Genomic DNA, 26,886 nt, shown 5'->3' with positions numbered 1-26,886 from the left:
AAAGAGGTTACTATGAAAATAATTCAACAAAACTACATATTAATTGATATTGGCAATACTTATACTAAAGTTTATAATAAACAAGCTCAATTAATATTTAGAAAACCTACGGCAAAAATTAAAACTATTGCTGTTGAATTAGCAAAATTGGATTTTGATGTAATCGTCTATTCAAAAGTTTTGAATCCCAATTGTGAAAAAATCATTAATGCGTTTCCAAAACCAAGTCATGATATTCGAGAAATAATTTTAAAAAACAAAAAAAAGTTAACAGTTTTTGCAGATATTGATCTTAATGAATTAGGAACAGATATCGCTTTAGGGATTGTTGGGGCAATTAGTAAGGGCCATCAAAATTTTATAATAATTGACAACGGGACTGCTTGCACATTAAGTGTTGTCAAAAACTCAAAATTTATTGGAGTAAATATTTATCCTGGTTGAGATAATCTGAAAGATCATTTTCAGCAAGATACTCAAATATCGACTACTGAAATTACGCACACGACTCAAGAAATCGGTATTGACACTAATTCTGCTTTATACAATGGTATTTATAAAATGTATTGAGATAGTTTAAGCAAAGACATTAAAAAATATCAGCAAATATATCAAGTTGAAACTTGTTTTGATGTTAATAATGAAATTGTTTTAGGGTTTCAATATCTATTAGATTTATAAAAAAAACCGCGAAGCGGTTTTTTTAGACTATAAAATATTTACAAATATTATGTTTGTGCATCTTTTTTAGCTTTTGCTTCTTGACCTTGTTCAGCAAGTTCAGCTTGTAAAGCTAATTTCTTACGTGCTGATGGTAAAACAATATTGTTTAACAACACGTTTGAGAATGATAAATAAATTCAGAATCCAACTAAAGTAATTGAGTTAATTGAAGCCAAAATTCCTTGAACAGTTGACTGTGAATTTCCTTGTCAGAATAGACCAGTAAAGTTTGAACCAGTTGCAATTACTCAAGCAATAGCTGGTAAAACAATTCCGTCAACTAATAATTTTTTTGTCATTCCTTCTGGTGAGCGGTGAGCATCCATAAGTGTTGACAAAATATACATTGCTAAGCATGAAGATAAAATAAAGTATCCTAATGCTGAGAAGAATGGTCACATCAAAGTTCCAGTTGTTCCTGGTTCTCAAATTTCTCCATGCCCCATTTGCCCAACTTGTCTTATTCCTACCATTCCAGCTGCTAATGAAATCGCAATTAAGATAAGTAAAAAGTAATATGTGATTGCAGGAATCATGATTTCTTTTTTAAGATTCTTATACGCTGTTTTAGTTAATGTAAACAATGCATGTAAAATAATAGCTGATCCAAAAAAAGTTAAAAATATGACTAACGGAGAAGCAATTTCTGCAGCTGCTCCAGTTCCTAGTCCTCCAATTAATGGTAGAGCTATTCCTGAAATAATAATTGTCGGAATAATTGCTGCCAACATGAATACATAAAATCTAAACATTTCTAAACTAAATAGTTTTCATGCTAGTTTTGTTTTAGTTGAAGTATCTGTTGGTAAAGCTTTGTAATAAGCAATACTGTATTTTGAACCAACTGATGTAAACTCATATCCACGCTTAAAGTCAAAGAACATTTCATCAGCTCTTCCAACGATTGCCAATGCTCTTTCTTTTTCATACATTTCTTTTAATGAATTAATAACAACTTCACTTGGTTTAACATAGATTGATAAATCCATTTCTTTAATTAATGAATCTCCAATTTCGTCAACCATATTTGTCATAAATTGAGGTTTGAATTTCAATCCTGAATATCCTGCATAGTGAGCTTTAATTTGCTCATAGTCTCCTAATGACAATTTCGAATTTAAATCTGTGGCTCATGTGATTGCTGACTGATAGTTAAATAAGACATTTGAACGTCTTGCTTTTAGATATTCTTTTAAACCAGTAATTTGTCCGAAGAAAATTTGTTTTGTTAATGGAATTAACATTGCAAAAACTCCCCCCACTAATACTAATTTAAATGGATCCAATAATGATTTCATTAAAGAATTAGGTGCCATGAATCCAGCCAACGAATATTCAGTTCCGCTTAGCATATTACGCAATTGAGAAACTGTAAGTTCAGTTCATTTAATGTCTTCTCCAAAAATCAACTTCAATTTATCAGCTCAACCAGCTCCTCCTCATTGAACTCCCTCGATATTGTAAAGGGCTGCGCCATCAATTCATCCTGCGTAACCGAAGTAAATTACAATAACAACAAATAATAAAACCATATTTCTGGTTATTTTTCTCATAATATTTCAATATCCTTTCTAACTAAATTATTATAGCAAAAGCAAATAAAAAAAATCTTATAAACAAAGGTTTTATAAGATTTTTTCTAAATATTTGTTTTTTTATTTAACAACTATGTTAACAATTCGATCAGGAATGACAATTTCTTTAACAATTGTTAATCCTTCAATAAACTTTGCGACATTAGCATCAGCTTTGGCAAGGGTTAATAATTGCGTTTTTGAAAGTCCTTTAGCAACTTCAATTGATCCGCGCAGTTTACCATTAACTTGAAAAGCAACTGTTGTCGTATTTAGAACTAGTTTGCTAGAATCATATGTTGGTCAATTTGTCAAAGTTACCGTTGAAGTATGTCCTAAAATATTTCATAATTCTTCAGCCAGGTGTGGAGCGAATAAACCTAACATTTTGACAAATCCCTCGATGTAAGGTTTATAAACTGTTCCTTGTGCTTCTTTGTAAATATAATTTACCAATACCATTAATTGTGAAATTGCAGTATTAAATTTTAAATCAGTAACCATTTCAGTAACTTTTTTAACAACATCATTATAAACAAAATCTAAATTTCCATTATTAGTATTTGAAAATTTCACTTTGTTAATCATTCTATAAGCACGATTTAATCACTTAAGTGCTGCGTCCAAGCCGTCAAAACTTCATGGAAGCGATGCATCAAGTGGTCCCATAAACATTTCATATAATCTTAAGGCATCTGCTCCATGAGAACTTATGACATCATCTGGATTAATAACATTTCCCTTTGATTTTGACATTTTGCGATTATCAGGTCCCAAAATCATTCCTTGATTAAATAAGTTCTTAAATGGTTCAGGAGTTGATAAAATTCCCAAATCATATAAAACATGATTTCAAAAGCGAGCATATAATAAATGCCCAACAGCATGTTCTTGCCCACCAATATATAAATCAACTGGCATTCATTTGGCAAAGCGTTTCTTAGCTTCTTCGCTTTCAATATCAATTAATTGGCCTGGCTTATCAGTTAAGATATATGCTAAATAATATCAGCTGGGTCCAGCTGAATTTGGCATGGTATTTGATTCACGCACAGCTGGTTGATTATTAAATGTTGTGTTGATTCATTCAGGCACATTTGCCAATGGTGATTCACCAGTTTTAGTGGGTTTAATATATTCAGTTTTTGGCAAAGTTATTGGCAATTCCGATTTATCAATTAGCCCAATTTGTCCATCACTAGTATATACAAGTGGGAATGGTTCTCCATAAAAACGTTGACGAGAAAATAGTCAATCGCGTAATTTATAATTAACTCTTCTAACCCCTAAATTTTTTGATACTATTAATTCAGAAATTTTATTTATTGCATCCTGACGATTTAAGCCATTTAAAATTCCTGAGTTAATATGAAGTCCTTCACCAACAAAAGGTTTTGTAATATCTTTTGGTTCAATTACATATTTAACTGGAAGCCCAAATTTATTGGCAAATTCTCAATCTCTAGTGTCATGGGCTGGAACGGCCATCACTGCACCATTTCCATAATCTTTTAAAACATAATCAGCAATCCAAATTTGAACCTCTTCACCAGTTATTGGATTTATGGCCATTGTTCCAGTAAAAACACCAGTTTTGGGCTTAGTTTCATCCTTACGATCAATTTCAGTTTTAGATAATGTTTTTTGAATATAAAGATCAACTAAAGGTTTTTGGCTTACTGTTGTTATTTTACTCACAAGCTCGTGTTCTGGTGATAAAACGATATAACTAACTCCATAAATAGTGTCTGCACGAGTTGTAAATACTGGAATAGTAAGATTAGCTGTAGTTGTAAATTTAATTTCCATTCCTTCAGATTTCCCAATTCAATTTTTTTGCAAATCTTTAACAGATTGCGGTCATTCCAAATTGTCCAAACCTGCTAATAATTTATTAGCATACTCAGTAATTTTTAAAACTCATTGACGCATAGTTTTTTTGACAACCGGATATTCTCCACGTTCAGATACCATAATTCCATTAAGTTCAATAATTTCGTCATTTGCCAAAACAGTTCCTAGTTCTTGACATCAATTCACTTCAACATCTCGCAATTCAGCTAGACCCTTGTTATACATTTGTTGAAAAATTCACTGTGTTATTTTGTAGTAATTTGGATCAGCTGTATTTACCTCTTTATCATAATCATACGAAAAACCTAATGCTTGCAATTGAGTTCTAAAAGTATTAATATTTTTTAACGTAAATTCACGTGGATCATTTCCAGTTTTCAAAGCGTATTGTTCAGCTGGCAGTCCAAATGCATCTCATCCAATTGGGTGCAGTACATCACATCCTTGCATTCTACGAAAACGTGCGAAAACATCAGTTGCCGTATAACCTTTTACATGGCCAACATGTAAACCCGCTCCTGATGGATATGGAAACATATCCAAGATATATGCTTTTTGCTCGTTTACATTAGTCGTTTTATAAACATTATGTTCTTTTCAATATTTTTGTCATTTTTTTTCTATTGCTCTATGTGAAAAGTCCATTTCAATACTCCTTTAAAAGTTTATAATAATATTTTACTATTTTTAAAACTGAATATAAAATAAAAATATTTAAACTATCATTTTTACTCAAAGTTTTTGCAAAACTTTTATGTAGTTTAATTGTATTTAAATATCTTGCTATAGCAAATCAACTCTAGTTTAAATATTGGACCAAAAGTTGAATTAAAATTACGGTTTATTAATAAAAGATAGTTTCGCAAAAATTAAAATTTAAAAACAGAATTAGACTTTTTAAATAAAAAAAGCACTAAACTAATAGTGCTTTTTTAGATATTCAAATGGTCGGAATAATTGGACTTGAACCAACGACCTCTCCGTTATCAGCGGAGTGCTCTAACCAGCTGAGCTATATTCCGAAAACAAAATAATTTTAGTATTTTTTGCACCATAATGCAAGTATAAAAATTAACTTTCTGAAAAAATAAAAAAATGACCTAAGTCATTTACTGTTTTTCCATATAATCGATACTGAAAACTTTGTTAATACTTTCACGAGAATATAGAAAATTATAACGAACATCCTGGTTTGTTTTTGGATTCTTATATAAAACACTCATTCGTTGTGATTTTATTGATACTTTGTCATTCATTAATTCCGGATTTTCAAATGTTCATGAGTATAATGATTCATTCATGAAACGCTCATTCATTTCCAATGATAGATCAGTTATTACATTTAACTTATTGTAAATGTTTACAATTCCTTTTAGCAATTCCGGTAAGTGATCTGTCAATTCTTGCTCCTTATCAATATTGTCTAAATTGACTTTTGCCAATGTTATTGAGTTATTCTCAACAACAATATTTTCACCTTCATAATAGTTGACAACTATAAGATCTTTTTCATCAGTTTTTAAAATTTCATCCAACGTCATTTTTGTAACACTGTTAATTTTTTCTTCAGTCAATTTTGAACCTGGCGTAAATCCCTCAGGAGCTTCTTTTCCTTTTAAGTACAATAACTTATTTTTTGGTCCTGTTTCAAAAAAAGTTTTAAAAACATTTTCCAAATCTTCTGCTGATTTTGCAAATTTGGTTTTTCCATTAAAAGTAATATTTTGTCCTTGCTTAACTTCATGTTGTAAATGTTCTTCATTTGGTGCTAAAAAATGATTTACGATAAATTCTCAAACTGATCCTTCAGTTACACCATCCTTATTAATTCCCAAAATATTAAACAATTCCGGTAAATTTTCAACAATTTGTGAAACTATATTACCCATATGTTCTTTGCCTTGTGAATCAACGTATTTATTATTTAATATATGATTATTAAATAATGATTTAAAATCTTCGATGTAAATACCATAACTTTGTAAATTCTTAAGAGTTTTAGTTTCATCAATTCCAAAATCTCCGGTAATATCATTAATTAACTCAGGAATTGTTAATTTTAAATAATGTTCTCCCAAAATACCTTGGCTATCAGTTTTTCCTATAAATGAACCTAAACTTTTATTCAACACTGACTTTATATTCATTGGAACATCACTTCCTCCTAAAAAGTCATTAACAGTATTTTGAATGTTTTCAGGTAATTTTTCTCATACATTTATTGAAGAGACAGTAACACCCAAAACTTTAAAGTCTAAAGAGAAATCAGTTTTAAAGTTTCCTCTGTATAAAGAGCTATATAAATTTTCTGTCATATATTTAGGAAAGTAAATAGCAGTAGCTGCTAGCCCATTAAGTTTACTTAAAATTTGGTTCAATGGACCCTTGCTTGCATCAATTACACCTTTGTCATTTGACAAAGCATAAAATAAGTTTCCTATTAAATAATAAAATTGATCGTCTCGTATCATTTTAATAAAATCCTCTTTTGTCATGGATGTTATTGAACCAATTACAGGTACTTTAATATCTTTAATTGCTTTATGAACAGATTCCAAAATTTCATCTGTCAACAATTCTTGAATTACATAATAAATAAAATTAGTTCCAGAAGAAGCATTTTTATTTTTAAAATCGAATGTATTATTAACTTTTGGAAATCACCCACTAGTAACTGTTATAGAATTATCATCACCAAAAAGTGCAAAAAGTAATTTCTGAAAATTACGCCCTTCTGGATCTTCCTTAGAGTTAAGACTTCCCACGTGATATTTTAATGCTGTCAAAATATATTTTAAATTAATATTACTTGAAGCAAATGTAGTTGAAACTTTTTTACCTTTAATATTATTTTTATAATAATCTCCATTAGTCGTATTGCTATCAAAAAGGTGATTTCCATCAATAACATTAACATTTTTTGTAGAATCATATAATGACAATGACATTTGCAATAATTGGGCCATTTTAACAAATTCCTTAATAGCTTTAATATATTGAGGAATGTTTTTAATTATGGAATCCATGTCCAAATTTCCCAAAGAACTCTTAGCAGAACCTGATTGGACAATTATTTTTGCTGCACTAGCAAGATTTTGCTTAATTTCTTCGTCACTTGATATTGTTAATGTTTTGTGAGTTGAATCCTTTAAAAATGCGATTCCATTTGTTAATGAAATAAACATAGCTCCCGTTAAATTTTCTAAAGAGACATTTTGAGTTTCTTCAACAACATTCATACTTTCAATTTCTTTGTTTATCAAGTCACTTGAATTATCTAAAACAATTTTTGCTGCTAACGAAATTGCCGAAACGATGTTTGATCCCAACGTGTCATTCAAATCAGGTAATTTAAGTATGGGTCCTAATCCGCCAACCAAGCTATTTATACTTTCAGTTGATAAAACAGGTAAAATCTGCATCACTAATTCTAGAATTCCGGCTATATTTTCGGGAACAGCCTGAGAAACTGCGCCCTTACCATTTCCTAAATTACCGTTCAAATTGATGTTATCTGTTAATTCAGTTTTTAATAATGAAGTATTTGTTCCAAAATAGCGTGACTCTAGTTCACTTACCGTTGAGTATTCATCTAGTCCACGGTCTTTATTATCAAAAACTTTTCCATCCATATTTAAAGAATTAACTTGTTTTTCAGCAAGTTTAATTCCCATTTTATTTTGCAATGTTTGATAACTATAGCGATGTTGGTCAGCTAAAATTGCTTTTTTAGCAACTAATGCCGCTGAACCTTGTAGATTAGCCAAAGAATTATTGTATGTACTTGGATCCGGAGTTGTACTTGGTTCCTCAATTTTAGGTGTGCAAGCTACAACTGTTACACTTGAAGAAGCTGCTAAAGAAACTGCTCCCAATACTGCCAACATTTTTTTCATGATTATCTCCTTTTGATATTTAATAAAAATTCAATAAATTTATTATACTAAAAAATGATTTTAAATGTAGTTTTGCACACTATATGTTGTAATTTTTATTAAATATGGGACCATTTTTCTTTCAAATCTGCTTCAGTTTTTTTGGAAATACTATCAAATTTAAATGGCCATGTTCCCTGCTTACGAGAATACTGAAATTCATAAGCAATTTTAGCATTAGTTTGCGAATTGATATAAATTACTTTCATTATTTGACTTGAAATTATTTTATTGGCAATTAAATGAGGCTTGGAAAATACTCATTGATATTGAGCTTCATTTTCAAAGTTTTCCTGAACTTCCTTTTTGTAATTTTTAACAATATTGATTTTTTTATAAATTCGATTTAAAACTTGAAAAATTTCTTGAAGATGATCAGTAACTTCAACTTCATTTAAAAAGTCAATGCTAACGTGTTCCACAATCACTTTTTCAATTTCAACAATAATATATTTGCCGGCAGACTTAAATTGATTAACGACTCAAAATTCTTTATTTGAGACATCAAAAATATCATTTCAGTTTTCAATAATATAGCCACTTTCATTAATTTGTTTTTGAGTTACTTTATCTGCGGTAGCTAATTTTGGCCTATTTGTAAATAAAGTGATTTGATTCTTAGATGAAGTTGAATAATTATCATTCAAAACTTTAATTAGCTCTTTTTTATCATTTGCATAAATAAGTTTGTTCCCTATATTTAAATTAATTCCTTTTCTAATTTCATGCTCTTTATGGTTAGGAATAAAAAAATGTTTAGACAAAAAATCTCATAACGAGTTTTCTTTAACACCAAAAGAAGTTATACCCAAAATTCTTAAAAAATTTGGCAAGTTTTCTAAAATTTGGGAAATGATATTTCCTTTCTGAATAACTCCATATTCATCAGTATATTGATTATTAACAAGATAGTTATTAAATAGCTTTAAAATATCACTAATATAAATTCCGTAAGACTGCAATTTTTTTAAATCATGGCTTTCATTAATGTTAAAGTCACTGCTTAGATTGTCAATTATTTCAGGTATTGTTTTTTTAGTGTAATAGTTTCACAAATCTTTTGGATCCGAGGAATTTAAAAACGAGCTTAATTCTTTTTTTAGAACAGACTGGATATTCATTGGAATATCAGGTCCTCCTAAAAATTGATTAACACTATTTTTTGTTGAATCGTTAAACTTATCTCAAATATTAATTGAATAAATACTCCCAATATTAACTGAAAATTCAGTTCGAAAATCTTTTGAATATAATGATAAAAATAAATTCTTAGTTAAATACTTTGGAAAATTAGTTACCCCAACAATCGTCTTATTAAACAACTTTTTAAGAGTTTGGTTAAGTGGACCCTTGAAGCCATCAGAAACTCCCTCATCATTTGCCAACGCATAAAAGAAGTTGCAAATCAAATAGTAAAACTGGTCGCTTTTGATTAAGTTTTTAAAGTTTTGAAGACTTATTTTTGAAATTGCTCCAATTGCTGGTACTTTAACTGAGGTCAAGCTTCTTCAAATTGATTCGGCTACTGTAGAGTTTTCACCGACTAGATAGTTTCGTATTAGATAGTACCCAAAATTGGTACCACTAGAACCGTTTTTTGACAGAAAATTTCATTTATGTCTAACTGTGTTTCCAGTTTCGGACCAGTCAAACTCAAACTTTTCAGTAACTTCTGTATTGTCACCGAATAAAATAAAGATAAATTTTTGAAGACGTCTACCCTCAGGATCATTTTGATTTCCAATTGCTCCTAAATAATATTTAAGAGTCGTTAATAAATACTTAAGATTAATACTTGTTGCTGCAAATTTATTTCCTATTTTGCCTTTTAAAAGTTTTTCATAAACTTTTTTATTATTTAATTCATTGTCAAACAAATACTGACCGTTTTTAGGAATTGTTGATTTTGTTTTATCAAAAACTGAAAATTGCATTTGAAAAAATTGCAAGCCTTTAGCAAATTCTTGTGCTGCTTGAGCATAGTTTAGGGCATTAGCCAAAGTTATTTCTTTTTTAAAATCTTTTACCTTTGATGAAGCATTCAAAGGTTGAATATTTAAATATAAGCTTTCAGCAGCTTTTGGAAGATTCATTTTTATATCATTATCTGTGCTTGTAACATAGGGAACAAACTGAGGATTTTTAATTAGTGTAATACCATTTGAAATACAAATAAACATCGCCCCTGTAATATTGGTTAAGGAGAGATCGTAACTTTCACGCACGACATCCATTCTAGAGATGCGCTGATTGATCTTTTCTACAATAACCTTATTTGTAAAAATTTGTTTAACTGTTTGTGATATATATTTAATGTTTTGATGCCCAATTTTATTTTCCAAAATAGAAAAATCAATTGTTGAACCAAAGCCACTAAGAATATTGGTGACCATACTTGTTGAAATTGAAGGAATTAATTTTATTATAAGTTCAATTGCTTCTGCAATTGCTTCACTACTAATTCTTGAAAAGCCCTGATCAGGAATAAATCTTCTTACCAATTCATTAGAAGTTCCCTTTTTGCCATTTAGATTGATGTTTGAACTGAATTTAGTATTGTTAAAACCATTATCATTACCAAAGTAGCGAAAACTCAAGTCACCAAAAGTTGATTTTCCATCAAGGGCAAAATCATTTTCATCATAAAAATTATCATTGGCATTTAATTTATTAATAGCTTCTTTTGCGTTTGTATTGCTAAACATAGTATTCAAAACTTTTGAACTATATTCATATTGGTCAGCCAAAATAATTTTCTTGGCCATCAAGGCTGCAGTGCCCTGCAAATTATTTAGAGAATTGTTATATGTCGTTTCCTTGGGTTTTTTGATACCTTTTTTATCATCTTGTTGGCTCTCTTTTGAAAAACAAGCAACTACCGGCATACATGCAAATATTCCAATTGTCAGCGCTCCAATAACTCCCAAAATCTTCTTCATAAAGCCACCCCTTATTATTAAATTAGTCTCAAACTAACACTTTTAAGTGTACATTCCATAAGTCTAAAAATACGCTTTTTTAGATTAACGGTTCTGAAACCGATTTTTAAAACATTGTTCAAATAAAAAAACAGCCAAAAGGCTGTTTTCAAATTAACGTTTTGAGAATTGAGGTGCTCTACGTGCTCCACGCAATCCGTATTTTTTACGTTCTTTAATACGTGCATCACGAGTTAATAACCCAGCTGCTCTTAAAGATTTTCTGTAGTCTTCACTTGCTTCCAATAAAGCTCTTGCAATTCCTAAACGAGTTGCTCCTGCTTGGCCAGTAAATCCTCCACCTTTAACAGTTACTGTGATATCAAAATCAGTTGATGTTCCTGTAGCTACTAATGGTTGCTCTAAATCTTGAACAAGTGTTGCATATGGGAAAAACTCTAAAGCAGTTTCTCCATTAACAACGATATTTCCCTTACCTGGAGTAAGAATAACTTGAGCAACAGAAGTTTTTCTTCTTCCTGTTCCTCTATAAATAACTTTATCTGCCATTACTTATTGTCTCCTTTTTTAGTATTAACTTCTAATACCACTGGTTTTTGAGCTGCGTACGGGTGGTTTTCACCAACAAATACGTGTAATGCTCTAAATTGGTTTCCACCTTGTACATTTTTAGGTAACATTAGTTTAATTGCGCGTTCTAAGATTTTTCTTGCATCTAGTTCTCTTTGAACCGCTACAGTTCTTCTTCTTAAACCACCTGGATGCATTGAGTGGTGGTAGTAAGTTTTATCTGACTCTTTTTTACCTGTAAATTTTGCTTTCTCAGCGTTAATAATAATAACGTGATCTCCGTTATTAATGTGAGGTGTAAAGTTAGGTTTATTTTTCCCTCTCAATACCATAGCAACTTGAGTTGCTAATCTCCCCACTGTTTGATCTGCAGCGTCAACGATGTATCACTTTTTATCGATGTCTTTTGCAGAAATAAGTGTTGTTTGATTCATGTGCTTTTTTCTCCTTATGACCTGTCCGGGGTAAAAGTGTAGTAAGCGATATAATTATAAATAATTTTTTAATATATAGCAATATATTTTATCAAAGGAAATAATAAAATAAATTAATATATTTTTAGTTAATACTGCTGATTTTTGAATGCTCAAATACTTATATAGCAAAAATGTTTTCTGGTGGAGTATTTCAATTTCTTACAACAAATTTAACATCCTCTATTGATTCTGTATTAAAATTTGTAGCTATAATTGTAGCACCAAAAGTAGCTAATTGATTGTCCACAAACTCATTTAAGAAAGAGTGCAAGTAATTAGGACTTTCATCATATCTATTCAAGATTGCTAGGTTGGCTCATGTTACTATATCTATTTGATTTTCAAAACTGTAACTTGAAAACTCAGGTAAAATTATAAGAAGCAATTGTCTAATTATTTGTAACCCAAAACTGCTGCTATTACTACTTCAATGTTCAGTACAAATCAGGTTTTGAAATGTGTGAAGTGCTTCATGATTTAAATAAATTAGCACGCCAAATTCTCCAGTTTCCAATATTTGATCATATAATAAACGGGATAAAAACGGACTACCATTTTCAGGAGGAATTTGATAGGTATTTACACTTCTATTAGAGCTTTTCTCATTATATACTTTTTCAATTTCAGATTTGTCGTAGGAATTGTAAAAAGCAATTTTGTCATTTATTTTGTAATCGATTGTCATATATGGATTTCCATTTTGAACTGGTGAATAATTTTTAAACACGTGTTTATTTTTAAGATAAATATCATATTGATCTTTAAATTCTTCATTTTCTTTGAATATTATATTAATCTTATTTGAAGTATCAAATACGAGGCTGCTTTGAGGATTTTTCGAGCTCGTAAAAGTTTTCTCAAACTCAGTTTCTAAAATTCAGCTATCAGCATTGTCTTTGTACATGTTGGCAGTTTCATATTTTGGATGTAGACCATTAATCATTTCCGAATAATTTCACTCGTCATATATTTCTCCATTAAGGTCTCCATATCAAGCTCTCAATTTGGCATCGGGAAAAGCTACATATTTAAACGTATATGGAATTCTTGATATATCATTTACATATCTTTTCTGAAAATGATAGCTCATTAAACCATCAGTTGCAAATTCTCTGTCATTAAAAATTTCTTGCACATTGAAGGCCTTGTTAAATTTTATTTCCCTATCAATTTCTTGTTGCAAGGGCTGACTTTTTGTTGAATCGAAGACGCCGACATCAACATTATCGATCTCTCAGTTTTCTCCTAATTGATTTTCAACAACTCTTACAAAAATTCCGGCTATTTGCTTATTAGCATATTCAAATCCCTGACTGATTATTGCTTTTGCAATGATTTCTTTGGCGTTTTCATTCGTTCCTTCAGCAAAATTTGATGCTGAGCCTGTTAAAAATCTGTACACATCCTTATAGGTTAATTCTTCATTAACTTTAAATGAACTAAATAAAGTATTTATCAATCATTGATCCAAAGTTAAAGTAGTAATTTTTCAATTTGCATCTTCAAAATGCTCTTCTTTATAAGTTGTAATTGAATTTGAACAACCACATGATTCTTTTTTAATATTGGCTAGAACAGAACTTTGATTTTGTTTAAAATTATCTTTATTAATTGTAAAAGACATGACATTGCCTAAACTGGCAATGAAGAGCCCGACGGCTCCTAAAATGCTTATTGTTTTTTTCATTTTTCTCATTTCTATTTTTGACAGTTTGTAGAGACTTTATTATGAGTGCTTACTATAAATATCAAAACTGGGATTTTTTTAAAATTGAGTATCATTTCTAAACAAAAACTATTAGTTTTTCTCAATTTTAGTCAAAAGTTTTTTGTAGTTAATTAAATTAATAGTAAAGATTGAACACTGCTCTTCCACTTCATGTTTTATGAAACTGTCTTTGCATTGTTTGGTTAGCACTACAAAAAATTACGCCAACAAATTGCAATATTGTTTCGCCTGTTTCATTTTTATATTGACTAAAACCACTATGAGTTTGAACTTGTCAGACTGATGGCGAAATTCCACCACTCATTTTAGTCTCATTTATTCTTCTATTATTTTTTGTAACATCAAAAGCACTTTCAACTCCTGTTACTTTTCTTGAACTAACGCTGTATTTAGTATTTTTGTTAACAATTGTTGCAGATTCGCTGTATGTAGAAAATGTAACTCTCGAATCGGCATTCCCATCAACTCATGATATACCAGTTATGTCAGAAGTAGTGCGACCAACATTTTTTTCAACAACAAAATAGTCTTGAGTTCCATAAATTGGAATTCCTTCAACTTTCATTGATTGCTTTAGGTCAACGGTTACTGTTGGACTATTAGGTATCATATAATTAACTTCTACACTTGAAGCAGAATCATATATTGTACTGTCTTCTATTGGAACAATTATTGCTTTGATGCTTGAAATTTGTGTCGCTTCAATTTCTGAAAGAATAACATTGGGATTTTTTTCCTTAACGGCTTTTAAAATACTTTGCGAGCTATTTTCCGTTAGCATTCCCAAATTCCTTCTAGTAAGATGATTTGAAAGTGGCACTAAATTTTCACTTTTACTATTTGTTAATTTAACACCAAATCTTATTGCACCCAAAAAATCAGGATTATTTGATTTTGCTACAAGTGTTGCATTTTCAAATTCAGTAACTAAACCGGGTTTAGGCTTTTCTAAGTTAATATTTCTAAAATCTCATATATCTTTATGATCACTAAACGAAAGATAAATATCAATTAGCTCAGGTATTTCTGGATTACCGATCATTAGACTTAATAGTATTTCTTCAGCAATTGCATCTTTTGTTTCTTCTACAAAAGCCAAATTAACTTGAACATCATTTGGTTTCAGAGTCGTAATATTTGTTTTTGCATCTGTCAGATCATCTAAAATATTAAGTTCATTTTTGGAGTTACTTTTTTCATGAACTGTAGCAAAAGTTGCTACTGTTGGCCCAGAAATTAATGCTGTAGCTCCTAAAATACTAAGTAATAACTTCATATTTTGATTCCTTTCCAACTTAAGCCCACCCTGCTCCCACTATATTTTATTCTCCTTTATATGAATAAAACTTTTACGGATTTTTAAAAGTTAAAAATTAGTTTTATATTATTAACATACCATTTTTTAATTATTTTGTAAGGAAAAAACTAGTAAATGTATCATTTTGATACATTTACTAGTTTTATTTTTGTTTCCTGAATTCTTTCGTAACAGTTGCAAACTGCAGTTTTTAACTAAATAAAGTTAAATCTATATTTATTTACTGTGCCCTAAGAATGCCTTAACAAATCAAAGCCTTTTTTGTTTCTCATAATATTGCCTTCTTTTAATTAATGTGTCTTTCAACTTTGTCATATGTAGTGAAAATCAATTTGGTATAATTTGTAAAAACTATTAAAAAAATGCTTCATAGCTGAAACATTTTTTTATTACAGTTCTGTATTTTGTAACATTTTTATTGTGTTTATTTTAGTTATTGCTTTAAATCCATAAGCAATTGTTACAAAATAAATACCTAAAACTGATAAGGCAACTGTTAAAACTAGTCAGAACGGAAAGACCATTGGTAGAACCATATTTGAATTGGTTGCTACAATTCTTAAGGCGGACATATAAATATATCATCCAATTGCCGTTCCAACTACAAATGTTATTCCAATAACAATAAAGTACATTCCTAAAATTGTTTTAGCGATGTAGTTATTGCGATATCCTAAAACTTTCATTGTCGCGATAAAACGGGCATTATCAGTAATAATCAAATTGGTTGTCAAGAGAATAATAACAAATGTAATAATTAATACCAAAACAATTGCAAAAATCATTACAATTAAAACTAAATCTGACATTTGGTTTAATATATCTTTACTAATTTGTGTTGGAACTATCGACTTAATTGAGCCTTCTGCGGCTCCATCTGCTAGCACTCCATCTTTATAACCACCATTCATTCCAAATGGTGAATAATCTCCATATCTTTGATATGTTGAAATCGTACTTTTTAAATCTCCAATATCTTCACTCAGTGAATACTTGTAGTTAAAAATAGGATTAGAATTTTTGAACATCTGATAAATTTTTTGCGATTTTGTTGCTGTATTTATATCACTTGAATTCAAATAGTCTCGTTTAAACTCTTCTAAAGACATTCCCAACTTTCAATTCTCTAAGTAAATTGCCTCATTTTTCGAATTTTTAAACTCATTTCCTCATTGGCGAGAAAATTGTTTTATTCAAAGATAATCTTCAACAAGATCATATCCCAAAATTTTATTAGCATTTTGATTACTAATTCAAGCCGCAGCTGTTCCGTATCCATCATGAATTCCAGCTACCTTGAAAGTTGTTAAAGATTTTTGATCGACAATATCTGCTTCACCGTCAAGTATTGCTTGATAAACTTCTCCAATACTTGCTAAGCCCCCCGCTAATGTCTTGCCAGCTAATTTTACAGATTTTGAATTTGAAGTTGTATCAGAATACTGTCTAAATTGATGATCATAGGGTGAACTTCCATATTCATTCCCTCCTGAATATTGATCAAGAGTATATGGACTGTTATTCTCATCTGTTAAAACTTTTTTAATGACATTTAAATCGACAATGTCACCTTTTTTCAAACTCATTTTTTGAGCAACAGTTTGATTAATGACAATTTCATTTTCATTAGAGTCTTTGAAAAGCTTCTGATTTAATGAGTGATTTTTTTCATCATATAATTTCATAAAGGGATCTTCTAAATTGTCTAGCCCATAAATTTTAAAATTAAAACTATTCTTACTTTGAGCATTCATATATGTTCCAATTTGATCAAGATCATCTAAAGGTACTAATGAAAATGAAGTATTAAATTCTCGATCATTTTTGACAGCATCTTTAATATTTTGTTGTACAAAATAAGGAGAACGTGAATATGCAGCTTGAATAATAACATGGTCAATTCTTCCGAAAAAATACATTAAAAATCATTTCATATATTTATATGTGTAAGCATCCAAAGTTTCTTGATCAGATAGTGATTCCAAATCAATAGTCTCATATTTGTCATCTTTAGAATTTTGTTCTTCTTCAGTATCATACATGCGATTTTCACCCAAAACGTTAGTACCGTCTGAAATTTTAAATACTGGCGGTGTTAAAATTTTAGCATTAATCAATTGATTGAATTTATTAAACTCCTTGATAGCTGGGCTAATTTCCATAGCAATTTTATAACTATCAAGCAATTGATCAGCGGTTTTTAAATACTGTTGTGAACCATCTGCTTGATTAAACTCAGAAATTTTTTGCAAATTTGACTTTTCTTCATCTCCTATTTCAGGCAGCGACAAGAAAATTGAGTTAACATATTTCTTATAAAATCCCTGTAAAATCTTAGTCGCACGTAATTGATCATCCTTATTATCTTTAATATTGTCAAAAAACTTAACTAAATCTGGTCATTGATTTAAAGCAAAAATATACATAATTTCTGAGCCATCTCCAGGAATTGGTCTAGTAGCTTTTTGAGCCATTAATTTTTGCAAGTTAATTCCAATGTTTAAACCATATGAATTAGTCAATTTCATATTTGCTGCTAAAACTCCAGATGCAAAATTTTCATCATCTTCAATCATTAATGAAAAGTAATCACTTGGAATTTGTCTATTGATATAAGCATCAATTATTTTGTTCATATCATAAGTATTATCAAAAGATTTTAAAGGAGCATTTGTTCAATATTCTCCCGATTGATTGGCAAGTTTTGCTTTTTTATATTCGGGATTAGGAATTGACTTATTATACGCTTTTAAAAATGTATAGGGGTTATTAGAAATTGGTTCATTGTATTCAACCAACTGATTATAGTCAATTCCGTTGTAGGCAGCATGACGGTTAATGTTTAAAGCATTCGGTGCAGCATAAGCAACTGTCATTACTCCAGAAGCAATTAGAACAACTGCTCCAACACAAGATAATTTCCCAAATGAATTAATTAATAATGCTGTACGAATTTTTGACCCAAAGCTATTTCTAAAGTTTAAACGTTTAATAGCAATTCCAAATCTGGTTACTTTAGTTGATTTATTTGCATTCATCAAATTCAATGCTGAACTTTTAAAAATTAGCAGCGCAATTAAGAAGGCAATAACTGTTAGAAAAATTCATAAAATGACTGCCACATTTAAAAATCCAATGTAATCAAACTTCCAAGTTGAAAAGTTTAATGAAAAATAATTAGAAACTTGATCAATCAAAACAATTTGAACTGGTTGGGCCAAAATAAATCCAATAATTGAACCCATAACTGCAGTAATAAATGGTGTCGTAACATAATTGAAAATAATTTGTCGTCTTCGATATCCCAACGCCTTCATGGTTCCAACTTGAGATTTAGATTTGTCAATTTGTTTTCTAGTAATTAGTCCAATTGTGTATAAACAAACAATGAACAATAAAATTACTGTTACTGAGGTAATTCCATGATAAATCTTCAAAGTCGACTCAATTGTATTAGTACGATTATTGTAACGATACGCAGAGTCTCCAATTGCATATACATAACGTTTTTGCTCGTTGCGAATATTAATTAGTTGTTTTCAACTGCTGTTAATTCTTTCAACTTGCTCATTTGTTGGTGTAATTCCTGATTTCGTTTTTAAATTGAAAAAAGCTTCTCATTCATTATTAGAAGTAACTGTTAGTTTACCATATGTTTGATCATATTGATAAAAACCATTATCCTGCTTAATTAATCCAAAATTACTTGGATGTAAATAAATCAAACCTTCATGTTGTTTATTTGGAATTGGAGTATTTGCATCCAAAACTGGCATTACAAAATCAGCTGAATTTCCCAATCCTGATACTTGGTATCAGTCATAGTTGCTAAATTCTCCTTCTTTATAAGATTCATCAATTCCTTTTTTTTGCAATTCATCAATTGCTTGAAATTGTTTCTCAGTAGTTCCCTTGTTGTCACGAGATGCAACTAACATTTGATCTCCAAGTGAATCTTTTTGCAATCGAATAATATTTCCAATGGCGATTTTATTTTCAAAGGCAAATGTAGTGTCTAGTACAACGTTTCTTGTATGTTGATCATCATAGCCTTTTCCTTGATAAATTACTAATTTATCAACCCCATTTATTTCATCATAATTTGTTTTTGCAATAGCCTTCAAATCCATAATGTGATTATTATTATAGACCTGAGAAAACTTGCGGGCTTCAGTTCGGCTTCAATCAAAAGCCATACTTTCACGACTGTATTCTTTTTGTAATTTAGCCATTCAATATTGCTGTGCCTCAACTAAATTTTTGGGTGCCCCTTGACTAACATCTTGAGTTGGCACATTTTCAAATGGGTCAATTTGCAAAATAATATTATGCTGGTTTGAATCTTCTTTCAAAGCATTATAGTTATCCAGCACTCTAATTGAAATTGAACTCATAAGTGAAATTACTAATGCCAACATCGCAACTAACATTGTCAAACCAAAAATTTGCGATAAGTTTTTAAAAGAATTTCGTAATGAATTCTTTAAAATAAGTCTCATGCTTCTCATATGTATCCTTTCATTTTTTTATTTTAAAGTGAAAGTTGTGGTGGTGTTGTACCTTTTTTAGCTTGTTTTAAAGCAAACGCCTGCTTAGCGTTAACCTTTAGTTCGACATTCATATTAAACATTTTACTAAACTGGCTTTTTCCATTAATTTTAATTACCTTTTGAGCAACTTTCTGATTGCGTTTCTCGCGAACTCTTACAGCGACTTTGGTTACAAAGTAAACAATAAAATTTGAAATATCAAATAACGATGTATTGCTCTCAGTCAACATAAAATCATACGTTTTGGCCAAAATATAAGTCACAATGCTAATTACTATGAAACTTATAAAAGTAATTGCCACAAATACAGCTTGAGCAATAAACATATTTGTCACATCACTATTTCCAAATTTAAAGAACTGTTCACTTGTTAATGAGGTTGTTCCAATTCCGATTAAAATTGCAAATTGAAAAAAAATCGTTACTGTTCATAATGAGAGAGCAATTAAACTAGATGATGGCAGTTCAAAGTTACTATTGACCATTTTAGTTTTTTTATACCTTAGTAAAAGTTTACATAGTCCCAATAAAATTACATTAGAATAAATAAATGAAACTGCAATAAAAGCCAAATTAACTGCTAAAAAAATTGTTGGAGTTGCAACTACAATTTTTCCAATTGATGTTAATGAGCAAAAGTAAAGAAACAAAGTTATTAGAAAAATTTTTGATCAGCAATTTATTGTGTTACTTTTTTGATTTTTCATATTGCCTCCTTATTTAATATATTTTATCAAAATTATGACAATAAAAAAAAGAAACACTTATAAATGGAGTGTTTCTTAAAGAGATATTGGAGTAATTAAATATTCATATAACTTACGCTTTCCTTCTCATCTTTCGAATCATCCAGAAACTCATATTCTATATCAACAGGTAATTATTTTTAGCGACATTGTTTTGAACCAATATCTCTTAATAAGATAATACACCTTTTTACGAATATTTAATTTTTTGTAAGCATAATCCTTTAGCAATTGCCACAATTGGTGATTTTTCACCAATTCCTTGAAGCTTTTGGTTAATTATCTCAATTGATAGTTGTTTATTTTGATAAGCATATAAGGCTACTCCAACAATCATACGAATTTGATAGCGAATGAACCCTTTTGCTTTGAATTCAACTACAATTCGATTGTTGGAATTGCGAAAAATATTTATTGTATCAATTTGACGAACTGTTTTAATTGTCTTTTTTTCCAATTCATTCAACCCAGAAAATAATTTAAAATCATGGGTTCCAATAAAAGCATTAAAAATTTGCTGTAATTTGACAATATCAATTGCTTGTTTGTTTCAGCGTAGTTCAAATCTTTGCGAAAAAATATCATCAATTTGATCATTAATTAAATAGTGATAAGTTTTTTGAGCAACGCGACGAACATCAAAAGATTCCGACACACTTATAATATCAATAACTCTAATATCTGAAGGCAAAGACTTATTAAGAGCGCTTTTAAATTGTGCTAAATTTGGTACAAACTCAATTGTCAATAAAACTTTTTGATCCAAAGCATGAACACCAGCATCTGTTTTTGATGCTCCCAAAACTTTAAAATTAGATGTTTTAGTGATTCTTTTTAGAGCTTTTTCCAACTCTCCTTGAATTGTTGGTTGCTTTGGTTGAATAACTCATCCACAATAATCTGTTCCATCATAGCTAAGTGATAATAAATATTTCATTTTAGTAAACTGTTAGGGCATCCAATTGTGGCATGTGTAAGAAACTAAAAGTTTCTGGCATAGATGCGTAAACGATTGCAAAAATGGCTATCGCAAGTCCCAAAGTAAATAATACAAAGTCAACCATTTTAAATTCAAATTGAACATATCGTGTTCGTTTAGCATGCGGTTCATATCCACGAGCATCCATGGCATATGCCAAATCTTCAGCTTTTTGAAATGCAGAAACCAACAGTGGGATAATTAGCGAAGTCAATCCCTTAAGTTTGTCTTTTTTCTTACCATTTTTAATGTCAATACCACGCGATGATTGAGCCTTCATAATTCTTCCTGCTTCATCGATCAAAGTTGGAATCATACGTAAAGCAATCGAAATAATCATTGATAAAATATAAACTGGGATTCCTATTAATCTTAATGGCAATAGTAAATCTTCAATTGCCAAAGTTAATTGTAGCGGTTGAGTTGTTCCTGTTAAGATGCATGTTAGAGTGATCATTAAATAAATTCTTCATCCCATTAGTAATGCGCTATAAACAGCTTTTTCACTAAATCATAAAACTTTTCAATTATAGAAATGACCAATTGCTTGGGTTTCATTTTTAAACGATGCTGGGATATTCCCAATTCAACCAGTTTTAGTTTGTGTTACTCAATCATGCAACTTTTCTCCTGGAGCAAATAATGAACTCTCCGGATGCATCAAAAAGAAGTTCAAAAATAAAATCACTGTAAAAATAAAGCAAACAGGAAAAAGCAGTGTAAGTAACATTCTAAAATTTAATTTTGACAAAACAAACAATCCCATGATTACTGCACTCATAAAAATGTATCCAGTATATCCAATTGGAAAAAAGATTGCAACAATTAGTAAAATAATCATTACCAATTTTAATCGTGGATCCATACGATGGATAACTGAATTTTTGGGAATATATCGTCCAAATGTAATTCTCATATCTATGCCTCTTCCTATTCTTCTGCAGTAGCCAAACGATACTCACGAGCAAAGTCTTCTACAGTTCTTACATGTTTATTTAAAATATCAATTCCTTCAGCTCTTAATTTATACATTAAACGATAAAGTTTTGGCGGCTCTATTTCAATTCTCTCTAACATTTCTTGGTTTGAAAATATTTCAAACGGTGTTCCTTTAGCAATTAATTTACCTTCATGTAAAACTACAACTTGGTCGGCAATTTTTAGCACTTGATCCATATTATGAGTAACCATAATGATACGTTTTCCTTGTTCAATATTTAAGCGCTTAAATAATTTCATAAAATCATCTTCACCTTGAGGATCTAATCCTCCAGTTGGTTCATCTAATACTAAAGTATTTCCATCCATTGCAATAATTCCAGCAATCGCTACACGACGTTTTTGACCTCCGCTAAGCTCGAAAGGCGAGCGAGTTAAGTAATCAGCTGGCAATTGCACTAGTTCTAACAATTTTGGAACTGCTGCTAATGCCTCTTGTTTATTTCCACCCATGTTAATAGGACCAAAGGAAATGTCCTTTTCAACTGTATCTTTAAATAATTGATACTCCGGAAATTGAAAAACAAGACCAATCTCTTTACGCAATTCTTTAACCTCTTTAATTTTTTTCATTGCCGCAGGAATTTGATAATCTCCAATTACAGTACGTCCAGTTTCAGTTGTCAATAATCCATTAGTTAATTGAATCATTGTTGACTTTCCAGACCCTGTTGTTCCAATTACACAGGTAATAATGCCCGCTGATAAAGTTAAATGAGCATTATCCAAAGCACGAAATTCAAATGGTGAATTTTTAGAATATGTATAAGAAACATTTTCCAAAACAATATCACCAGAGTAATCGTACTTTTTCTTAACTTTACGTTCTGCTTTAATTTGATCCATGTATTTTTTTTGCAAAGCTTTGTCTGCTTTTGTTATTTTTTGCATATTTGTTTCACCAACTCATCCATATTTTTGGAATGTTGAACTTTAACCCCAACATTTTCCAAAGCTTCTTCAACTGTTGCTAAAAATGGAATATCTAAATGACGAGATCTTAAGTATTCTTTATCTTTTAAAATTTCTTCTGGAGTTCCCATTTTTTCTAAACGACCACCATTCATTACAATTACCTTATCTGCATTCAAAATTTCATCCATATCATGGGTAATTGAAATTATTGTTTTGAGTCCTGTATTACGCAATTCCACCATAATTTCTTTAATTTCACGATTACCTTTTGGATCTAACATACTTGTGGCCTCATCAAAAATAATAATGTCAGGATTTAATGCCAATGTCGAAGCAATTGCCACACGTTGTTTTTGACCCCCGCTTAAGTTTAAAGGCTCTTTATCCAAAAAGTTTTCCATGCGTACTTTGCTAGCTGCTTCAATAATAATTTCACGCATGTCTTCAGGATTAACACGCTTATTTTCTAATCCAAAAGCAATATCAGCTTCAACTGTTGAACCAATAAACTGATTATCAGGATTTTGAAAAACAATTCCTAAAAAGCGACGAATTTGATCCAAGTTATTTTTAGTCATTAAATTACCAAAAACTTTAATATCTCCTTCTTCAGCTGATAGTACTCCAATTAGCAATTTTGACAATGTCGATTTACCAGAACCATTATGTCCAATAATCGTTACATATTCCCCATGTTTGATATCAAAATTAACATCTTTTAATGCATAAGGAAAATCTGGAGAATATTTAAATGACAGATGGCGAACTTCTAAAGCGTTTTCAGATACTTTTGCTAATGACGCTCCACGACCTTTTTCCTTAATTACTAACTTTGCCTCATCATACAAATGCTTAGCAATTACATACTCTTCTTGAGCCTTTTGAATATCAATAGCGGCCTTAGTCTTTTTCGCTGCCTTTAATAAGTTTCTGGCATTATTAAGATTAATTTTAAAAGCATTATTTTGTGTTACTTTAGCAAACTCATTTTTAACTGCGCGATATTCCAAACGTGCTTTTTGTAATTCTTCTTTTGTGATTTGACGATTAGCATATTTATCTTTCAAAGCGTAAAAAGTATTGCTTTTTTCTGTAGTTTCAATATAAAACTTATTCAAAATTATTTTAAATTCATTTAGGTCTTGGTCATTTAAATTAGTTTTATAAAACTCTGTAAATAGTTTTTTCATTTTTCCTCCATATTATATTTCTATTTTATAAATATTATAAACTACAAATCCCACGAAACAAAAAAATAAGACCGGTTTTGGTCCTATTTTTTTGAGACTATACTAATTCGATAATTACGATTGGTGCATTATCACCTTTACGGTTATCTAATTTAAGAATTCTTGTGTATCCACCGTTTCTTGTTTTGTATTTTTTAGCTATATCTGTAAATAGTTTTTGCAATGCTGTTTCCTTGTCTGAAACTTCTACATCTCTTAATCAAGCAGCTGCTTGACGACGTGCATGTAAATCACCACGTTTTGCTAAAGTCACCATGTGATCAAAGTGTTTTCTTAATTCTTTAGCTCTTGTTTCTGTGATTTCTAAACGTTCAGAGACGATAAGTTCAGTAGTTAAGTTACGCATTAATGCAATTCTTCAAGCCGTATTTTGACCTCTTTTTTGAATATATGACATTGTTCGTACCCCCTTTTTCTATTAAACTTGTTTGAAAGTTAACCCCAATTGAGCAACTTTATCTTTAATTTCTTTTAATGATTTACGTCCAAGATTTCTGATCTCTTGAATTTCATCTTCTGATTTTGAAACTAACTCTCTTAATGTGTCAATTCCAGCGCGTTTTAAACAATTTAAACTTCTTTGAGTAAAATCTAATTCCTCAACAGTTTTATCAAGCTCTTTTTCATCTTCATCAGTTACTCCAATAACTTCCAAACCATTAATTTCTTGGTTTAAGTTAATGAAAAATTCTAAATGAGCAACTAAAACTTTCGCTGCTATTGAAATTGCTTCGACAGCTGAAATTGAACCATCAGTTGTTACTTCAATTTCCAATTTTTCTAAATCTATTGAACGACCAATTTTTGTTGAATCTACACTATAAGCTACTTTCAAGATTGGTGAGTAGTTTGAGTCAATTGTTATTGCTCCAACTTCTAAGTTTTTTTCCTTAGTATTATCTTTAAATGATTTATACCCACGTGAGTTTTTAGCAAATAGTACTAAATCTAAAACTCCTCCATCTGCAACAGTTGCAATGTGTAAATCCTTATTCAGAACCTCAACTCCAGTTGGAAGTAATAAATCTCCCCCTGTAACTGCTCCAGTTGTTGTAGTTAAAATTTTTAATTCAGCAACTTCTTCGTCAGTGTAGATATTAGCATCAATTTTTAATACCAATTGTTTGATGTTTAAAATAATACGTGAAACATTTTCAACAATCCCTGGGATTGATGTAAATTCATGTGATGCTCCAGCAATTTTAATTGCGTAGACGCTTGCTCCTGGAGTTGCTGATAGAAGAGTTCTTCTAACTGCATTTCCTAAAGTGGTTCCAAAACCTCTTTCTAGAGGTTCAACCATAAATTTCCCGTATGATTTGTCTTGCTCTTCTTTTAAAAGAGTGAATTCCGGTCTCATAAATTGTTTCATATTAACCTCTTGGGCGTTTTCTTGGACGCACTCCGTTGTGTGGAATTGGTGTAGTATCTTTAATTGAAGTAATTTCTAACCCAGCAATTTGAAGTGCTCTAACAGCAGCATCTCTTCCTGGTCCTGGACCTTTAACTTCTACAGATACGGTTTTAACCCCATTATCCATTGCACCTTTTGATGCTGCTTCTGAAATCATTTGAGCAGCGTAAGGTGTAGATTTTTTAGAACCTTTGAATCCTAATGCACCAGCACTTGATCATGAAAGTACATTCCCTTTTTCATCACTAATAGTAACAATTGTGTTGTTAAAAGTAGAGTGAATGTGAGCGATACCTTTAGGAATATTTTTTTTGATTCTTTTTTTACCTTGTGATTTTTGGTTTGCCATAATCTATTCTCCTTCTACCTATTTTTTCTTATTAGCTACAGTTTTTCTTGGTCCTTTAGCAGTTCTAGCATTAGTTTTACTTGATTGCCCTCTTACTGGAAGACCCTTACGGTGTCTTAACCCTCTGTAACTTCCAATTTCCATTAAACGCTTGATATTTAATGATACTTCTCTACGTAATTCACCTTCAGTTTTTACTGAAGCCAATTCTGTAGAAATAGCTTTAATTTGTTCTTCTGTTAAATCTTTAACACGAACATCTTCGCTAATGTTTAATTTAGCTAAAATGTTTTGAGATGTTGATAACCCAACTCCATAAATGTAAGTTAATGAAATCACAACTCTTTTATCATTTGGTATTTCTACCCCACTAATACGAGCCATATTACGTATTCCTTTCTTAACTATTGTTAATTTAATCTCTTTTTAAACGAATTAACCTTGTCTTTGTTTGTGTTTTGGTTGAGCACAAATAATCATTACGCGGCCTTTACGTCTAATAACACGACAGCTGTCGCACATTGTTTTGACTGATGATCTTACTTTCATCGTTTGAACCTCCGTAT

General features: G+C 30.4%; 20 protein-coding genes and 1 tRNA gene. 1 reads left to right on the top strand and 20 read right to left on the bottom strand.

What is annotated here, in order from left to right; all coding sequences use genetic code 4:
* The first annotated feature begins 12 nt into the window (after positions 1-12).
* A complete protein-coding gene (locus CXP39_RS00795; protein WP_027048452.1) occupies positions 13-681 on the top strand; it encodes a type III pantothenate kinase in 669 nt (222 codons plus the stop codon).
* A gap of 47 nt (positions 682-728) precedes the next feature.
* Here CXP39_RS00795 and CXP39_RS00790 read toward each other — a convergent pair whose 3' ends face one another.
* The 20 genes from CXP39_RS00790 to rpmJ all read right to left on the bottom strand — a co-directional run bounded on the left by CXP39_RS00790 (position 729) and on the right by rpmJ (position 26,869).
* Entirely contained in the window at positions 729-2,276 is a 1,548-nt protein-coding gene (locus CXP39_RS00790; RefSeq protein WP_027048451.1) for a hypothetical protein, read from the bottom strand.
* Positions 2,277-2,378: 102 nt separating this feature from the next.
* Entirely contained in the window at positions 2,379-4,796 is a 2,418-nt protein-coding gene (leuS, locus tag CXP39_RS00785) for a leucine--tRNA ligase (RefSeq protein ID WP_027048450.1), read from the bottom strand.
* A gap of 300 nt (positions 4,797-5,096) precedes the next feature.
* A tRNA-Ile gene (locus tag CXP39_RS00780) sits at positions 5,097-5,173 on the bottom strand.
* A gap of 87 nt (positions 5,174-5,260) precedes the next feature.
* Complete coding sequence (locus CXP39_RS00775; protein ID WP_027048449.1) at positions 5,261-8,047, bottom strand: MOLPALP family lipoprotein; 2,787 nt, start codon at positions 8,045-8,047, stop codon at positions 5,261-5,263.
* Between the two features lie 98 nt (positions 8,048-8,145).
* Positions 8,146-11,025 carry an MOLPALP family lipoprotein gene (locus tag CXP39_RS00770; protein WP_027048448.1) on the bottom strand — a complete coding sequence of 960 codons (2,880 nt, stop codon included), beginning with the start codon at positions 11,023-11,025 and terminating at the stop codon, positions 8,146-8,148.
* Positions 11,026-11,178: 153 nt separating this feature from the next.
* Positions 11,179-11,574: a 30S ribosomal protein S9 gene (gene rpsI, locus CXP39_RS00765; protein ID WP_027048447.1), complete on the bottom strand. Its 396-nt coding sequence runs from the start codon at positions 11,572-11,574 to the stop codon at positions 11,179-11,181.
* Complete coding sequence (gene rplM, locus CXP39_RS00760; protein WP_027048446.1) at positions 11,574-12,029, bottom strand: 50S ribosomal protein L13; 456 nt, start codon at positions 12,027-12,029, stop codon at positions 11,574-11,576. Before rplM ends, rpsI begins: the two co-directional genes overlap by 1 nt.
* Before the next feature lie 160 nt (positions 12,030-12,189).
* Positions 12,190-13,758, bottom strand: a complete 1,569-nt coding sequence (locus tag CXP39_RS00755) for a hypothetical protein (protein ID WP_027048445.1) — start codon at positions 13,756-13,758, stop codon at positions 12,190-12,192.
* A 157-nt stretch (positions 13,759-13,915) separates the two neighbouring features.
* Positions 13,916-15,076, bottom strand: a complete 1,161-nt coding sequence (locus tag CXP39_RS00750) for a hypothetical protein (RefSeq protein ID WP_027048444.1) — start codon at positions 15,074-15,076, stop codon at positions 13,916-13,918.
* A 431-nt stretch (positions 15,077-15,507) separates the two neighbouring features.
* Positions 15,508-19,617, bottom strand: coding sequence for an ABC transporter permease (locus CXP39_RS00745; RefSeq protein ID WP_157823746.1), 4,110 nt, complete (start codon positions 19,615-19,617; stop codon positions 15,508-15,510).
* A 32-nt stretch (positions 19,618-19,649) separates the two neighbouring features.
* Positions 19,650-20,375, bottom strand: a complete 726-nt coding sequence (locus CXP39_RS00740) for a hypothetical protein (protein WP_027048442.1) — start codon at positions 20,373-20,375, stop codon at positions 19,650-19,652.
* 229 nt (positions 20,376-20,604) lie between these two features.
* Complete coding sequence (gene truA, locus CXP39_RS00735; RefSeq protein WP_027048441.1) at positions 20,605-21,351, bottom strand: tRNA pseudouridine(38-40) synthase TruA; 747 nt, start codon at positions 21,349-21,351, stop codon at positions 20,605-20,607.
* Position 21,352: 1 nt separating this feature from the next.
* Positions 21,353-22,309: an energy-coupling factor transporter transmembrane component T family protein gene (locus tag CXP39_RS00730; protein ID WP_027048440.1), complete on the bottom strand. Its 957-nt coding sequence runs from the start codon at positions 22,307-22,309 to the stop codon at positions 21,353-21,355.
* A gap of 14 nt (positions 22,310-22,323) precedes the next feature.
* Complete coding sequence (locus tag CXP39_RS00725; RefSeq protein ID WP_027048439.1) at positions 22,324-23,238, bottom strand: energy-coupling factor transporter ATPase; 915 nt, start codon at positions 23,236-23,238, stop codon at positions 22,324-22,326.
* A gap of 32 nt (positions 23,239-23,270) precedes the next feature.
* Entirely contained in the window at positions 23,271-24,137 is an 867-nt protein-coding gene (locus CXP39_RS00720; protein WP_342744653.1) for an energy-coupling factor transporter ATPase, read from the bottom strand.
* A 457-nt stretch (positions 24,138-24,594) separates the two neighbouring features.
* The gene (rplQ, locus tag CXP39_RS00715; protein WP_027048437.1) at positions 24,595-24,954 is read right to left on the bottom strand and encodes a 50S ribosomal protein L17; all 360 of its coding nucleotides are present in this window, start codon (positions 24,952-24,954) and stop codon (positions 24,595-24,597) included.
* A 21-nt stretch (positions 24,955-24,975) separates the two neighbouring features.
* On the bottom strand, positions 24,976-25,929 hold the full coding sequence (locus CXP39_RS00710; RefSeq protein WP_027048436.1) for a DNA-directed RNA polymerase subunit alpha: 954 nt from the start codon (positions 25,927-25,929) through the stop codon (positions 24,976-24,978).
* 1 nt (position 25,930) lies between these two features.
* Positions 25,931-26,320: a 30S ribosomal protein S11 gene (gene rpsK / locus CXP39_RS00705; protein WP_027048435.1), complete on the bottom strand. Its 390-nt coding sequence runs from the start codon at positions 26,318-26,320 to the stop codon at positions 25,931-25,933.
* Between the two features lie 18 nt (positions 26,321-26,338).
* Positions 26,339-26,704 carry a 30S ribosomal protein S13 gene (gene rpsM, locus CXP39_RS00700; protein ID WP_027048434.1) on the bottom strand — a complete coding sequence of 122 codons (366 nt, stop codon included), beginning with the start codon at positions 26,702-26,704 and terminating at the stop codon, positions 26,339-26,341.
* Between the two features lie 51 nt (positions 26,705-26,755).
* On the bottom strand, positions 26,756-26,869 hold the full coding sequence (rpmJ, locus tag CXP39_RS00695) for a 50S ribosomal protein L36 (RefSeq protein ID WP_027048433.1): 114 nt from the start codon (positions 26,867-26,869) through the stop codon (positions 26,756-26,758).
* Positions 26,870-26,886: the final 17 nt, after the last annotated feature.

Source organism: Mesoplasma syrphidae (genome assembly GCF_002843565.1).
In the GTDB taxonomy this organism is placed as follows: Bacteria; Bacillota_I; Bacilli_A; order Mycoplasmatales; family Mycoplasmataceae; genus Tullyiplasma; species Tullyiplasma syrphidae.
Note: the sequence above shows the minus strand (reverse complement) of the source record. Positions and strands in the feature narration are given on the sequence as shown.